At 64.6% G+C, this 12,607-nt stretch carries 14 protein-coding genes; 8 read left to right on the top strand and 6 right to left on the bottom strand.

Annotated features, from left to right (window positions below; all coding sequences use genetic code 11):
• Nucleotides 1–54: 54 nt before the first annotated feature.
• A complete protein-coding gene (locus BRAGE_RS0107430) occupies nt 55–861 on the top strand; it encodes a Crp/Fnr family transcriptional regulator (protein ID WP_027560221.1) in 807 nt (268 codons plus the stop codon).
• Nucleotides 862–869: 8 nt separating this feature from the next.
• On the opposite strand, the gene BRAGE_RS0107425 is transcribed toward BRAGE_RS0107430, so the two are convergent.
• On the bottom strand, nt 870–1,511 hold the full coding sequence (locus BRAGE_RS0107425) for a glutathione S-transferase family protein (protein ID WP_027560222.1): 642 nt from the start codon (nt 1,509–1,511) through the stop codon (nt 870–872).
• Between the two features lie 247 nt (nt 1,512–1,758).
• Nucleotides 1,759–2,310: a cytochrome b gene (locus BRAGE_RS0107420; protein WP_027560223.1), complete on the bottom strand. Its 552-nt coding sequence runs from the start codon at nt 2,308–2,310 to the stop codon at nt 1,759–1,761.
• Between the two features lie 175 nt (nt 2,311–2,485).
• Between BRAGE_RS0107420 and murI the strand changes: the two genes are divergently transcribed.
• From murI to BRAGE_RS0107390, 6 genes are all read left to right on the top strand, one after another.
• Nucleotides 2,486–3,277 carry a glutamate racemase gene (gene murI, locus BRAGE_RS0107415; RefSeq protein WP_027560224.1) on the top strand — a complete coding sequence of 264 codons (792 nt, stop codon included), beginning with the start codon at nt 2,486–2,488 and terminating at the stop codon, nt 3,275–3,277.
• Between the two features lie 61 nt (nt 3,278–3,338).
• Nucleotides 3,339–4,112 carry an HpcH/HpaI aldolase family protein gene (locus BRAGE_RS0107410; RefSeq protein WP_027560225.1) on the top strand — a complete coding sequence of 258 codons (774 nt, stop codon included), beginning with the start codon at nt 3,339–3,341 and terminating at the stop codon, nt 4,110–4,112.
• Between the two features lie 71 nt (nt 4,113–4,183).
• The gene (locus BRAGE_RS0107405) at nt 4,184–4,567 is read left to right on the top strand and encodes a cupin domain-containing protein (protein ID WP_027560226.1); all 384 of its coding nucleotides are present in this window, start codon (nt 4,184–4,186) and stop codon (nt 4,565–4,567) included.
• A 106-nt stretch (nt 4,568–4,673) separates the two neighbouring features.
• On the top strand, nt 4,674–5,441 hold the full coding sequence (locus BRAGE_RS0107400; protein WP_027560227.1) for an acyltransferase: 768 nt from the start codon (nt 4,674–4,676) through the stop codon (nt 5,439–5,441).
• Nucleotides 5,442–5,738: 297 nt separating this feature from the next.
• The gene (gene rpsD, locus BRAGE_RS0107395) at nt 5,739–6,356 is read left to right on the top strand and encodes a 30S ribosomal protein S4 (RefSeq protein WP_027560228.1); all 618 of its coding nucleotides are present in this window, start codon (nt 5,739–5,741) and stop codon (nt 6,354–6,356) included.
• An 89-nt stretch (nt 6,357–6,445) separates the two neighbouring features.
• Complete coding sequence (locus tag BRAGE_RS0107390) at nt 6,446–7,513, top strand: threonine aldolase family protein (RefSeq protein WP_027560229.1); 1,068 nt, start codon at nt 6,446–6,448, stop codon at nt 7,511–7,513.
• A gap of 59 nt (nt 7,514–7,572) precedes the next feature.
• On the opposite strand, the gene BRAGE_RS0107385 is transcribed toward BRAGE_RS0107390, so the two are convergent.
• The 4 genes from BRAGE_RS0107385 to grxD are packed head-to-tail and all read right to left on the bottom strand — an operon-like array spanning nt 7,573 to nt 11,051.
• On the bottom strand, nt 7,573–8,856 hold the full coding sequence (locus BRAGE_RS0107385; RefSeq protein WP_027560230.1) for a serine hydrolase domain-containing protein: 1,284 nt from the start codon (nt 8,854–8,856) through the stop codon (nt 7,573–7,575).
• Entirely contained in the window at nt 8,837–10,123 is a 1,287-nt protein-coding gene (locus BRAGE_RS0107380) for a serine hydrolase domain-containing protein (RefSeq protein WP_027560231.1), read from the bottom strand. The genes BRAGE_RS0107385 and BRAGE_RS0107380 overlap by 20 nt, the downstream gene beginning before the upstream one ends.
• A gap of 46 nt (nt 10,124–10,169) precedes the next feature.
• Nucleotides 10,170–10,721: an O-acetyl-ADP-ribose deacetylase gene (locus tag BRAGE_RS0107375; protein WP_027560232.1), complete on the bottom strand. Its 552-nt coding sequence runs from the start codon at nt 10,719–10,721 to the stop codon at nt 10,170–10,172.
• A gap of 3 nt (nt 10,722–10,724) precedes the next feature.
• Entirely contained in the window at nt 10,725–11,051 is a 327-nt protein-coding gene (grxD, locus tag BRAGE_RS0107370) for a Grx4 family monothiol glutaredoxin (RefSeq protein WP_027560233.1), read from the bottom strand.
• A gap of 228 nt (nt 11,052–11,279) precedes the next feature.
• Between grxD and egtB the strand changes: the two genes are divergently transcribed.
• Nucleotides 11,280–12,578, top strand: coding sequence for an ergothioneine biosynthesis protein EgtB (egtB, locus tag BRAGE_RS0107365; RefSeq protein ID WP_027560234.1), 1,299 nt, complete (start codon nt 11,280–11,282; stop codon nt 12,576–12,578).
• The last annotated feature ends 29 nt before the right edge of the window (nt 12,579–12,607 follow it).

Raw genomic sequence — 12,607 nt, 5'->3', positions numbered from 1 at the left:
TATAGCTGTCGCGAATACCGACCAGGACTGAAGGCCTTACGCGGGGTTAGTACCATGCCGTCCGGCAGCGCAGACATTTCGTCGATCCTCGACCGCATCCTCGACGCGGCGACGGATAACCTCAGGATCGCGAAGATCCTGGTCCAGATGGGCCTCGATCCGAACAACGTCACCTACGACGCGATCTTCAACCGGTTGCTGGAGATCTTCGTCCACAACATCACGCTCGCCAATCTGTTTGCCGCGGTCGGCGCCGGCTTCTTCGTCGCCACCCTCTTGATGCGGACGATGGTGCCCTTGCGCGTCGCCAACATGATCGGCTGCGCGTTCTTCGCCGTTTTCGGCGCGCTCTCGGCCAACGTCTCGACGTTCCTGCTGTATCTGCTGCTGCTTCCGATCAACGCCCTGCGCCTGCGGCAGATGCTCAAGCTGGTCAAGAAAGCGCGTCATGCCGCCGAAGGCGACATGTCGATCGAGTGGCTGAAGCCGTTCATGACCGAGCGCAAATATCGCCGCGGCGACACGCTGTTCAAGCTGGGCGATCCGGCCAAGGAGATGCTCCTCACCGTCACCGGCAAGTTCCTGGTCAAGGAGATTAGCGTCGAGATCGGGCCAGGCGCGCTGATGGGCGAGCTCGGCTTCCTCACGCCGGACAACCGCCGCACCGGAACGATCGAATGCATCGAGGACGGCCAGGTGCTGACGATCACCTATGACCGCCTGCTCGAGATCTACTTCCAGGATCCGCAGTTCGGCTATTACTTCCTGGTGCTGACCAGCCAGCGCCTGTTGCAAAACATCGATCGTTTGCAGAAGCAGCTGGCCAGCGCGCGGGCGACCACCACCAACAGGATCGCCTGACCCGCCGCTCAGCTCAGGAGCAGCGCCATGCCCGGATCGCCCTTCTCCATCGCGCGCCGGTAGGCCGGCCTCGCACTGACCCGGCCGAGATATTTGACCACGTTCGGGCAGCGCTGGAGATCATAAGGCTGGAAGTAGCGCATCGTGGTGAGCGAGAAGCCGATCATGATGTCGGCGGCGGTGAAGGCCTTGCCCGCCAGATATTCGGCATCGCGCACGCGCGCATCGACCAGATCGAACGCGCGATCGACCCGCGCCCTGGTCGCGGCCAGCATCGGATTGTCGTCGGCAAGCTTGAGCCGGTTCAGCATCATCAGCCGGCCCATGCCGGCCTGCAGCGTGCCGTTGGCGAAGTGAAACCAGTACAGGAACTGCGCGAAGTCGGGATCGTCAGGGCGGAGCGCGAGACGGCCGTTGCCATGCTTGGCCATGATGTAATCGACGATGGCGCCGGATTCGGCGAGCACGAGATCGCCATCATGAATGACCGGCGCCGCTCCGATCGGGTGCAGCGCCTTGTAATCAGGTGGCGCGAGCATGGTGACGGGATCGCGGGTGTAGCGCTTCAGCTCGTAGGCAAGTTCGAGCTCCTCGCAGAGCCACACGATGCGCTCGGACTGCGACTTGCCGAGATGATGGACGGTGAGCATGGGGTCTTCCTGAGACTGTTGGATCAGTCGTGACGCGACATCATAGCATCACCGTCACCCTGAGGTGGCCGCTTCTTCAGCGGCCCTCGAAGGGCGACGGCCCGGCTCTCTCTGCGCGGCTGCAGCGGTGGCCGCTCATCCTTCGAGGCTCCCCATGGGACGCTCTGCGTCCCACGTCTCGCACCTCCAGCGACATCCGCTTCGCGGTTGCGCAGGGATGACGGATTGAGCACACACTATGCCCGCCCTACCTCGCCTCGTCCGCCACCATCCGCGCTACGACGCGGTCGCGGCGGATGAAGTGGTGCCAGAGGGCGGCGACCACGTGAAGCGTGATCAGCGCGAGCAGCACATAGGCAAACAGGATGTGGCGGTCCTCATAGGCGTTCGCCGCCGTACGATCCGGCGTGGTGAATTGCGGCACGTGAAACAGGCCGAAGAAGTCCGAATAGTCCGGCGAGTGCGCGCCGGAATGCGCCCAGCCGAGCATGATGACGACGATCACGGCGAGATAGAGCGCGCCGTGGCTGATGCGGGCGGCGAGCTTCTGCCAGGGCTGGCTGTCGGCCGGCAGTGTCGGCGTCGGGTTGATGACGCGCCAGACCAGGCGCAGCAGCGTGAGCAGCAGGATCACATAGCCGATGTCGGCATGGATCGAGCGATAGAAGAAGCGGTCCGGCCGCGCCGGGATGTGGTTCATCCACCAGCCGAAGCCGATCATGCCGACGATGGCCAGCGCCAGGATCCAGTGCAGCCACCGGGAAACGCTGCCCCAGCCGGCATTTGTGTTTCTGATCATGTCAGCCCCCGGAATTTTGCGGATATGCCCCCGATCCGCAGTGCAATATCGCTGCCTGATAGCGGGACAATGCGGCAAACGCGAAATTGAATCGTTCCAAATTGCCGGCGGGGCCGGCCCGCCGCAAAACCGCCCCAAAAACCGAATGGTAACCATGGCGGGCTAGGGTAAAGCTGTGACCAATTCCTCGACGATCCTGGTGTTCGATTCCGGCCTTGGCGGGCTCACGGTGCTGCGTGAGGTCGTGGCCGCGCGCCCGGACGCGCATTACGTCTACGTCGCCGACGACGCCTTCTTCCCCTACGGCCACCACAGCGAGGACGAGCTCGTCGCCCGCGTCGTGCCGCTGATGGGGGAGCTGATCGGCACCCATGATCCTGACCTCGTCGTCATCGCCTGCAACACGGCGTCCACCCTGGTCCTATCGCATTTGCGCGCCGCTTATTCCCTGCCCTTCGTCGGCACCGTGCCGGCGATCAAGCCCGCCTGCGCGCAGTCGAAGACCCGCCGCGTCTCGGTGCTCGGCACCAAGGGCACCGTGAAGCGCGAATACACCAAGGCGCTGATCCGCGATTTCGCGCAAGGCTGCGAGGTGACGCTGGTCGGCTCGCCCGAACTCGCTTCGCTCGCCGAAGCCGAGCTGAGCGGTCATCCGATCAGTGACGACGCCATCTGCGCCGAGCTCGCGCCCTGCTTCGTCGGCGCGGAGGCGGGCGCGCGCACCGATACGGTCGTGCTGGCATGCACCCATTACCCGCTGTTGCTCGACCGGCTGAAGAAGCTCGCGCCCTGGCCCGTCGACTGGATCGACCCGGCCCCCGCCATTGCCCGCCGCGTCTCCGACCTGCTCGGCGCGAGCGTCAGCGGCATCGCGCAGTCCGGCGCCGAGATGATCTTCACCTCGAACCGCGTGCATGGCCTTTCCGCCACCTTGACGCCGTTCTTCGGCGGGCGTGCGGTGGCCTGACTTTTCGCAGACACGGCGCGCTGCTAGGCTTTGCCGTCGTCATCTCTGCGCAGGTCATCCCATGCCGGTCCCCGCAAAGCCGCTCAATCGCCTCCGCCAATTGTGGAGCGAGGGCCGTCCCGCCTTCGGCGCGATCGCGACCATCCCCAGTGTGCAGATGGTGCAGATCATGGCGCGCTCGCTCGACTGGATCATCGTCGATCTCGAGCACGGCCCGATCGGCCTCACCGAAGCGCATGCGATGATCGCGGCGACGACAGGCACGCCGTGCACGCCCCTGGTGCGGATTGCGGCGAACGAGCCGTGGCTTGCGAAAGCGCCGATGGACATCGGCGCCTTCGGCATCAATTTCCCGATGATCACCAATCGCGACGAGGCCGAGAAGGCGGTGCGTAGCGTACGCTACCCGCCGCGCGGCGATCGGCTCTGGGGTCCATTCCACGCACCGTTCCGCTGGGGCCAGTCGATGCCTGATTATATGGCTTCTGCCGACGACGAGATGATCTGCATGGTCACCATCGAGCATGTCGATGCCGTCAACCGCATCGACGAGATCATGGCGACGCCCGGCATCGACGTCGCCGTGATCGGGCCCGGCGATCTCGCCACCTCCATCAACAAGCGCGGCCGGGTGGACGATCCGGAATTGCTGGAGCTGGTCGCCCGCGCGGAAGCTGGCATCCTCAGAAGCGGCGTGCCGATCGGCGGCGTCGCCCGCACCGCCGACCAGGCCAACGAGCTGATCGACCGCGGCTACCGCGCGATCGCGCTCGGCTTCGACTGGTCCCTCTTCCAGCGCGGCATCATGGCGGCGTTCGACGGGATCAGGCGCTGAGCAGCCGATTACCACCTTGCCGGGAACTGCCGCGCTGCTAGGGTCGGCGGCTCCAGGGAGGAAAAACAACCATGCTCAAGAAGACTTTGCTCGCTCTGTCCTTCGCAGGCCTTGCCTTTGCGGCCTTTGCCCAGCAGCCCGGCATCAAGCGCACCCCGCTCCAGAAGGTGGAATTTCCAGACGGCTACAACACCATCACCGCGATCGCGGAAGTCCCGGCGGGCGGCGCGGCCGGACGCCATACCCATCCGGGGATCGAGACCGGCTACGTGCTCGAAGGCGAGTTGACCCTCCTCATCGATGGTCAGCCGGACAAGACCCTGAAAGCCGGCGATTCCTACCAGATCCCGGCAGGCGTCGTGCACGACGCCAAGGCTCATGGCGATAAGTCCATGAAAGTGCTTGGAGTTTACGTCGTCGACAAGACCAAGCCGTTGGCCTCGCCGGCGCCCTGATGCGGCGAACCGACTGCTCCCGAGCGGGTTGGTTCGTGCTAGAGCAGGCGGCGAGCGGGACCCCGCTCGCTGCCCAAATTTTCATCCACAGGAACCGAAAGAGCCGATGCGCGGGACGCCCAAGACCATTTCGCTGCGCCGCCGCCTGATTTGCGACCTCATGCACGCCTCGATGGACGTGCCGTTCGTCTCGCTCTCCCGTTCGCTCAATGTCCGCCCCCTGCTGGAGGCCCGCGCGGGGGCGATGGCGCCCGCCGGCTGGGCCGCGATGTTCGTGAAAGCCTTTGCCCTAGTCGCCAGGAACGAGCCGGTCCTGCGCACCGTCTATGCCAAATGGCCCCGGCCGACGCTCTACGAGCTCCCTCATAGCGTCGCGTCGGTGGCGATCGCCCGGGTCGATAACGGTGAGGAATGCGTGATGCCGCAGCGGATCGCGGCTCCCGAGGCCATGACGCTGGCGGCGGTCGATGCCGAGATCCGGCGCGCCAAGACGGCCCCGGTCGACGATGTTCCGATGTTCCGCAAGATCATGCGCGCCACCCGCCTGCCGCTGCCATTGCGGCGGCTGTGCTGGGCCGTGGGCCTCAATTTCGGCCGGCAGCGCGGCAACTGGTTCGGCAGCTTCGCCGTGAGCTCGGTGGCCGCCTATGGCGGCGGCGAGCTCCACCCGATCACGCCCGGCCCCTTCATCGTCAGCTATGGGGTGGTCGAGGGCGACCAGACCATCCATGTCGTGATCCGCTGGGACCACCGGGTGACCGACGCGGCCCCCGTCGCCCGGGTCCTGACCCGGCTGGAACAGGTCCTGAACACTGAAATCGCTGCCGAATTACGGTCGGCCGGGCCAAAGCCGATCCGGGCGGTCGGGACATAAGTACCGTCGTTCCGGGGCGGCTCGCAGAGCCGAACCCGGAACCTCGAGATTCCCAGGTGCGCAATTGCGCACCATAGTTCGCTCTACGAGCGCCCCGGAATGACGGGCTAAAGAATTGACAGCGAACCCCGAACTCCCCTAAAAGCCGCCTGCTCGCGGGCCGATTTCGGCCCGCGAAGCGTTTCGCGACCCGTGGTCGGCTCCCTCTAGCTTTGGGGATCGGACCTGTCGGTGCCGGGATCATCCCGGCACACAGGAGGGCGCGTTTCCTCAAACCATGCAACCGAAGAGGACGCGATGACTAAGCGCAGTGAGGCGAAGTACAAGATCGATCGCCGTATGGGCCAGAACATCTGGGGCCGCCCGAAGAGCCCCGTGAACCGCCGCGAATACGGCCCCGGCCAGCACGGCCAGCGCCGCAAGGGCAAGCTCTCCGACTTCGGCGTGCAGCTGCGCGCCAAGCAGAAGCTGAAGGGCTACTACGCCAACATCAGCGAGCGCCAGTTCCACGGCATCTATGTCGAGGCGAGCCGCCTCAAGGGTGACACCGGCGAGAACCTGATCGGCCTGCTGGAGCGTCGTCTCGACGCGGTCGTGTACCGCGCCAAGTTCGTCTCCACGATCTTCGCCGCCCGCCAGTTCATCAACCACGGCCACGTCAAGGTGAACGGCCGCAAGGTCAACATCTCGAGCTACCAGCTCAAGGTCGGCGACGTGATCGAGGTCAAGGAAGCCTCCAAGCAGCTCACCCACGTGCTCGAAGCCAGCCAGCTGCCCGAGCGCGAGGTCCCCGACTATCTCGAAGTCGACCACGGCAAGATGACCGCCAAGTATGTGCGCATCCCCGGCCTCTCCGACGTGCCGTTCCCGGTGCAGATGGAGCCGCATCTGGTCGTCGAATTCTATTCGCGCTAAGATCTGAATATCGAAAGGCCCCGGTTCGCCGGGGCCTTTTTGCTTAAGAGCCACACTTCAGTGGCCGTTATGCCTTCAGGAGGCGTCGCATGCTCTACACCCCTCCCCCGATCGATCCCAAGGCGCCGCCGGTGCGCATCAATCTGCTCTCGGATACGCAGACCAAGCCGACGGCTGCGATGCGCGAGGCGATGGCGCGGGCGGAGGTCGGTGACGAGCAGGTCGGCGACGATCCGACCGTGAATGCGCTGTGCGAGCGCGTTGCGGATCTGCTCGGCAAGGAAGCGGCGGTCTACATGCCCTCGGGCACAATGTGCAACGTCACCGCGACGCTGGTGCATTGCCGTCCCGGCGACGAGATTCTGGCGCATGAGACCGCGCACATCATCGCCCGCGAAGGCGGCGCGCATGCCGCGATCGGCGGTTTTCAAGTGACGCAGCTCAAGGGCCCCGACGGCCAGTTCACGCCGGAGACCTTTCGCAAGGCGCTGCATCCGCGCACACGCTACCAGCCGCCGCAGACCGTCGTCAGCGTCGAGCAGACCGCCAATATCGGCGGCGGCACGATCTGGAAGAAGGCCGCGCTCGACGAGATCGTCGCGATCGCGAAACAGCACGGCCTCGTCACCCACATGGACGGCGCGCGCCTCCTCAACGCCACCGTCGCGAGCGGCATCTCCCCGCGCGACATGACCGCGGGCTGGGATTCGGCCTGGATCGATTTCTCCAAGGGCCTCGGTGCGCCGATCGGCGGCGTGCTCGCAGGCACGCGCGCCTTCATCGACGCGGTCTGGCAGTGGAAGCAGCGCCTCGGCGGCTCGATGCGGCAGGCCGGCGTTTGCGCGGCCGCCTGCATCTACGCGCTCGACCATCACGTCGACCGCCTCGCCGACGACCACGCCAATGCGCGCGCGCTTGCCCGCGGTCTGTCGCAGATATCAGGCATCGAGGTGCAGGAGCCCGAGACCAATCTCGTGTTCTTCAAGCCGGACGGCGCCGGCGTTGCCGGCGACAAGATGGTCGCGGCGCTGCGCCAGCGCGGCGTCACGCTCGCGATGATGGACGGCCGCATCCGCGCCTGCACCCATCTCGACGTCAATGCGAGCCAGGTCGAGGAGACGATCGGGTACGTGCGCGAGATCGTGCGCGGTGCATGAGTCCCGTAGCCCGGATGGAGCGCAGCGAAATCCGGGGCTACAAGGCAGCACCTTCGCGCTCACCGCCCCATCGCCTGATAGATCAGCGTCTTCAGCGCCAGCTGAATCCGGCCGCGCTGCGACGGCGTCTGCACCATGAAGATCCCGAACAGATCGTCCTCGGGATCGATGAAGAAGAACGTGCCGCCGACGCCGTCCCAGCGATATTCGCCGAGCGGCCATGAGGTGCCTGATGGCACCGAAGTACGGACGGCGAAGCCGAGGCCGAAGCCGCTCGTCCCGCCCGGATAATAGTTCTGGTCGTGCCCGATCCTGGTCTCGGGCCCGATATGGTCCGACGCCATCAGCGCGATGGTCTCGGGCTTGAGATAGCGGCGGCCGTCATACGTGCCGCCGTTCAGCAGCATCTGCGCGAAACGGGCGTAGTCGCCGATCGTGCCGACCATGCCGCCGCCGCCCGACTCCCATTTCAGCGGCAGCCTGATGTCGCGCACCTGCGTCGTCGGATTGATGTTGCGATCCGCCGGCATCGGCTCGGCAATACGCGCGAACTTTTTGGGATCGGCGACGAAGAACGCGGTCTCGCTCATGCCGAGCGGATCGAGCAGCCGCTCCTTCTCGAACTGGAGCAGCGTCTTCCCCGAGACCACCTCGACGACGCGGCCGAGCACGTCGGTGGAATAGCCGTAATCCCACATCGTGCCGGGCTGCTCGACCAGCGGCAGCGTGGCGATCTTCGCGGCGAACTCGGCATTGCTGAGATTGCTGTTGAAGAGATTGGCCTCGGCATAGAGCTCGCGCACCATGCCACCCCCGACATAGCCGTAAGGCAGCCCGGAGGTGTGGCGCATCAAATCCTTGATCGTGACCGGACGATTCACCGGCTCCTGCACCAGCGAAACCTTGCCGTCCTCGGCCTTCGTCTCGACGCCGACCTTCATCGTGCCAAAGGCCGGAATGTACTTGGCGACGGGATCGTCGAGCGAGAGCTTGCCCTCCTCGACCAGCATCATCGCCATCACGGATGTGATCGGCTTCGACATCGAATAGAGGCGGAAGATCGTGTCCGCGCTCATCGACAGCTCGGTCGCAACGTCGCGGACGCCGAAATTCTCGTAATAGACCGGCTTGCCATGCTGCTGGAGCAGCAGGATCGCGCCTGGAAACGTGCCGGCGGCGATCTCGCTCCGGATGTAATCCGAGACCTTTGCCAAACGTTCGGGCGAGAGATTGTGCGCGCCGCGCCCCTCCGAGCCCGCCTGCGCACCGACTGCACCCAACAAAAGGACGAGCGCCGCAATCAGCGTGCGGCGCCCGAACCTGTCAATTCTCCATGGCTTCATAGACCAACTGCTTCAATGTCCGCTGCACGCGCTGGCGCTCGGTGGGGGTCTGTTCGAGCAGGACGAAGAACATGTCCTGCTTGGGGTCGATCACGAAATAGCAGCCGGAGGCGCCGTCCCACTTCAATTCCCCGAGATCGCCGGGCGGCGGCGGCTTTGCGTTGCCGGGATCGGTGCGGACCGCGAGCCCAAGGCCGAAGCCGAAACCATCGCCGGGGAAGTAGAAATAGTCGCGATCGACGCCTGATTTCGGCCCGATCTGGTCGGTCACCATCAGCTTGAACGTCTCGGGCTTGAGGATGGTCTTGCCGTCCAGACTGCCGCCGTTGAGCAGCATCCGCGCAAAGCGCTCATAATCGGCCATGGTCGTGACCATGCCGCCGCTGGCGAACAGGATCTTCTTGACGACGGTCGGATCGTTGATCCGGCCAACCCGGAAATCACTGTCGTTCGGCACCGGCTGCGCCAGTAGCTTCTGCTTGTCGGGGTCGGTGACGAAGAAGCCGGTATCGACCATGCCGAGCGGACCGAGCAGCGTTTCCTGCTCGATATCGAGCAGCGGCTTGCCTGCCGCGACTTCCATCACGCGCGCCAGAATGTCGGTGGAATGGCCGTATTGCCAGAGCGCGCCCGGCTGATTGTGCAGCGGCAGCTTGGCGATGCGCTCGGCGAACTCGGCGAGGTCGAAATCGCCGTCATAGATCTTGGCGTCGCGATAGGCCTTGCGGACCAGGCTGTCGCCATAGAAGCCGTAGGTGACGCCCGAAGTATGCGTCATCAGATCCTTCACCGTCATGGGGCGGTTCGGTGGCACCAGCTCGAGCGACTTGGTACCGTCGTCAGCCTTCTTCTCGACGCCGACCTTCACATTGGCGAAGGACGGGATGTACTTGGAGACGGGATCGTCAAGCTTGATCTTGCCGTCCTCGAGCATTTTCATCGCGACCACCGAGGTGATCGCCTTGCTCATCGAGAACAGGCGGAAGATCGTCTTGTCGGTGATCGGCGCTTTGCTGACCACATCCTGCACGCCGAAGGCTTCGTGATAGACCGGCTTGCCGTGCTGCTTGATCAGCACGGTTGCGCCGGCGATCTTGCCGGTCGCAACTTCGTTCTTGAAGAAGTCGCTGATCTTGCCGAGCTTCTCCTGGTTGAAGTGCGCGCCGGCCGGAATCTCGTAAGTGCCCTCGGCGCGCGCGAACGATGTCGCACTCAACGACACCAGCGCGCTGCAAACCAGCGCACGCAATCCAGATTTTGAAATCATATCCCCTCCCCGGCACATGGCCAGCCGGAGTGTACCGGCCGCGCCATCAGGCACAAGGGCTGGCGTAGCGCGCCAAAACGTCCGTATGGAGGGCGGCGCTCGCCTCCGAGAAACAGCAGAATATGACGCGGCCGACCAGCGGCGCGGCCGGCAGGGCGTCAATGGTCGTATGGACCGCGATCTTCGCGGCCCGGTCGGCCGGAAAGCGGTAAATACCAGTCGAAATCGCGGGGAATGCTACCGAGGTCAGCTCGTGCTTGCCGCACAGCTCCATCGAACGGCGATAGCAGGAGGCAAGCAAATCATCCTCGCCGATTGTGCCGCCATTCCAGACCGGCCCGACGGTGTGGATCACATGCGCGGCCTTGAGGCGGTAGCCCTTGGTGATCTTGGCATCGCCGGTCTTGCAGCCGTGGAGCATGCGGCATTCGGCGACGAGCTCTGGCCCGGCCGCCCGATGGATCGCACCATCGACGCCGCCCCCGCCAAGGAGCGACGAATTTGCGGCGTTGACGATGGCGTCAACGCCGAGTGTGGTGATGTCGGCAACGATGACCTCGAGCTCCGCGCCGCCAATCCGGCGCGTCAGCGCGGTCACGCCTCATGCCGCGACAGCGACGCCCTTTTCGGTGAAGAGCTGCTGCAATTCGCCGGCCTGGAACATCTCGCGGACGATGTCGCAGCCGCCGATGAACTCGCCCTTCACATAGAGCTGCGGGATGGTCGGCCAGTTCGAATATTCCTTGATGCCGTTGCGCAGCTCGGCGGATTCGAGAACGTTGAGGCCCTTATAGCCGACGCCGATGTGGTCGAGGATCTGGACGACCTGGCCGGAGAAACCGCACTGCGGAAATTGCGGCGTGCCCTTCATGAACAGAACCACGTCGTTCGACTTCACTTCGTTGGCGATGAATTCCTCGATGCTCATATCCGTGTCCTTCTGGGGCGGAGCCCTCAACGATTCCCTCGGGCCGGCTCAGCCGATCTAACCCGATCCTTGCCTATATATGTAGCCCAAACCGTTGTGCATCCAAAGTAAAATGGCGGCGACGGCCGGCCGGGACCGCCCCGGGCCGATAGGCTGATGACACTAATATTAACGGCGGGGAGGACTTTTATCCCGTAACGGAGGCCCCATCTAGGACGAACCTCGGTTTTGGAACCGGGCAACGCCAACAACGTTCTCTTGTTCTGTCTGGAGAAAAACGTGACGAAAACAGCCTCCGCCACGGCCACCGCCCCGCTTTCGTCACTGTCCTCCGCCCCCGGCAACCTCGCCCAGCGGCTCCAGGACGCGTATCTTGCCGTCCGCAACGAGACCGAGCGCCGGGCCGCCCCGCTGTCGCCTGAGGACCAGCAGATCCAGTCCATGCCGGATGCGAGCCCGGCGAAATGGCACCGGGCTCATACCACCTGGTTCTGGGAGCAGTTTCTGCTCGGCGAGCACGCCCCCGGCTACCGGCCCTTCCACCCCGACTTCGCCTTCCTGTTCAATTCCTATTACGTCAGCGCCGGCCCGCGTCATGCCCGTAATCATCGCGGCGACATCACACGTCCCAGCGCGGACGAGGTCGGCGCCTATCGCCGCTATGTCGATGCGGCGGTCGTCAAATTCTTCCGCGAGGCCGCTGAGGACAAGCTTCGCTCCGTCGCGCCGCTGGTCGAGGTCGGGCTCAACCACGAGCAGCAGCATCAGGAATTGATGTTCACCGACATCCTGCACGCCTTCGCGCAGAACCCCGTCTACCCGGCCTATGATCCGGACTGGCGCTTCCCGTCCGCGACCGGCAGCAGCGAGGACTGGCTGACGCTGAACGAAGGCATCCACACCGTCGGCCACGTCGACGACAGTTTTCATTTCGACAACGAGAAGCCGGCGCATCGGGCCCTCGTCGGACCGGTCAGGATCGCCCGCAATCTCGTCACCAATGCCGAATGGCTCGCCTTCATGCGCGACGGCGGCTACGCGAAAGCAACGCTGTGGCTCATGGACGGCTTTGCCGCGGCCAGCAAGGAAGACTGGCAGGCGCCCGGCCATTGGCGCGAGGTCGATGGCGGATGGCAGGTGATGACGCTCGCTGGCCTCAAGCCGGTCGATCCGGACGCGCCGGTCTGCCACATCAGCTACTACGAAGCCGATGCCTTCGCGCGCTGGGCCGGCAAGCACGTGCCGACCGAGATGGAATGGGAAGTCGCGGCTCGCACGGGCCAGCTCAACGATGCCTTCGGCATCGTCTGGCAGTGGACGCGTTCTTCGTACTCGCCCTATCCCGGCTATCGCGCCGTCGAAGGCGCGCTTGGGGAATATAACGGCAAGTTCATGGTCAATCAGCTGGTGCTGCGCGGCTCCTCGCTTGCGACTCCCGAGGGCCACCGCCGTATCACCTATCGCAACTTCTTCTATCCGCACCACCGCTGGCAGTTCACGGGCCTGCGGCTCGCCCAGTACGACTAGTTCTTATCCGACGACAATGCGCGCCGGAC

It is taken from the genome of Bradyrhizobium genosp. SA-4 str. CB756 (assembly GCF_000473125.1).
Lineage (GTDB): Bacteria > Pseudomonadota > Alphaproteobacteria > Rhizobiales > Xanthobacteraceae > Bradyrhizobium > Bradyrhizobium arachidis.
The sequence above is the reverse complement of the archived record's forward strand: the minus strand, read 5'-3'. Positions and strand labels throughout refer to the sequence as shown.

What these genes read in the sequence shown, in the direction of transcription:
- BRAGE_RS0107430 (WP_027560221.1), top strand. Translation starts at nt 55, where the DNA reads ATGCCGTCCGGCAGCGCAGACATTTCGTCGATCCTCGACCGCATCCTC.
- BRAGE_RS0107425 (WP_027560222.1), bottom strand. Translation starts at nt 1,511, where the DNA reads ATGCTCACCGTCCATCATCTCGGCAAGTCGCAGTCCGAGCGCATCGTG.
- BRAGE_RS0107420 (WP_027560223.1), bottom strand. Translation starts at nt 2,310, where the DNA reads ATGATCAGAAACACAAATGCCGGCTGGGGCAGCGTTTCCCGGTGGCTG.
- BRAGE_RS0107410 (WP_027560225.1), top strand. Translation starts at nt 3,339, where the DNA reads ATGCCGGTCCCCGCAAAGCCGCTCAATCGCCTCCGCCAATTGTGGAGC.
- BRAGE_RS0107405 (WP_027560226.1), top strand. Translation starts at nt 4,184, where the DNA reads ATGCTCAAGAAGACTTTGCTCGCTCTGTCCTTCGCAGGCCTTGCCTTT.
- BRAGE_RS0107400 (WP_027560227.1), top strand. Translation starts at nt 4,674, where the DNA reads ATGCGCGGGACGCCCAAGACCATTTCGCTGCGCCGCCGCCTGATTTGC.
- rpsD (WP_027560228.1), top strand. Translation starts at nt 5,739, where the DNA reads ATGACTAAGCGCAGTGAGGCGAAGTACAAGATCGATCGCCGTATGGGC.
- BRAGE_RS0107390 (WP_027560229.1), top strand. Translation starts at nt 6,446, where the DNA reads ATGCTCTACACCCCTCCCCCGATCGATCCCAAGGCGCCGCCGGTGCGC.
- BRAGE_RS0107385 (WP_027560230.1), bottom strand. Translation starts at nt 8,856, where the DNA reads ATGAAGCCATGGAGAATTGACAGGTTCGGGCGCCGCACGCTGATTGCG.
- BRAGE_RS0107380 (WP_027560231.1), bottom strand. Translation starts at nt 10,123, where the DNA reads ATGATTTCAAAATCTGGATTGCGTGCGCTGGTTTGCAGCGCGCTGGTG.
- grxD (WP_027560233.1), bottom strand. Translation starts at nt 11,051, where the DNA reads ATGAGCATCGAGGAATTCATCGCCAACGAAGTGAAGTCGAACGACGTG.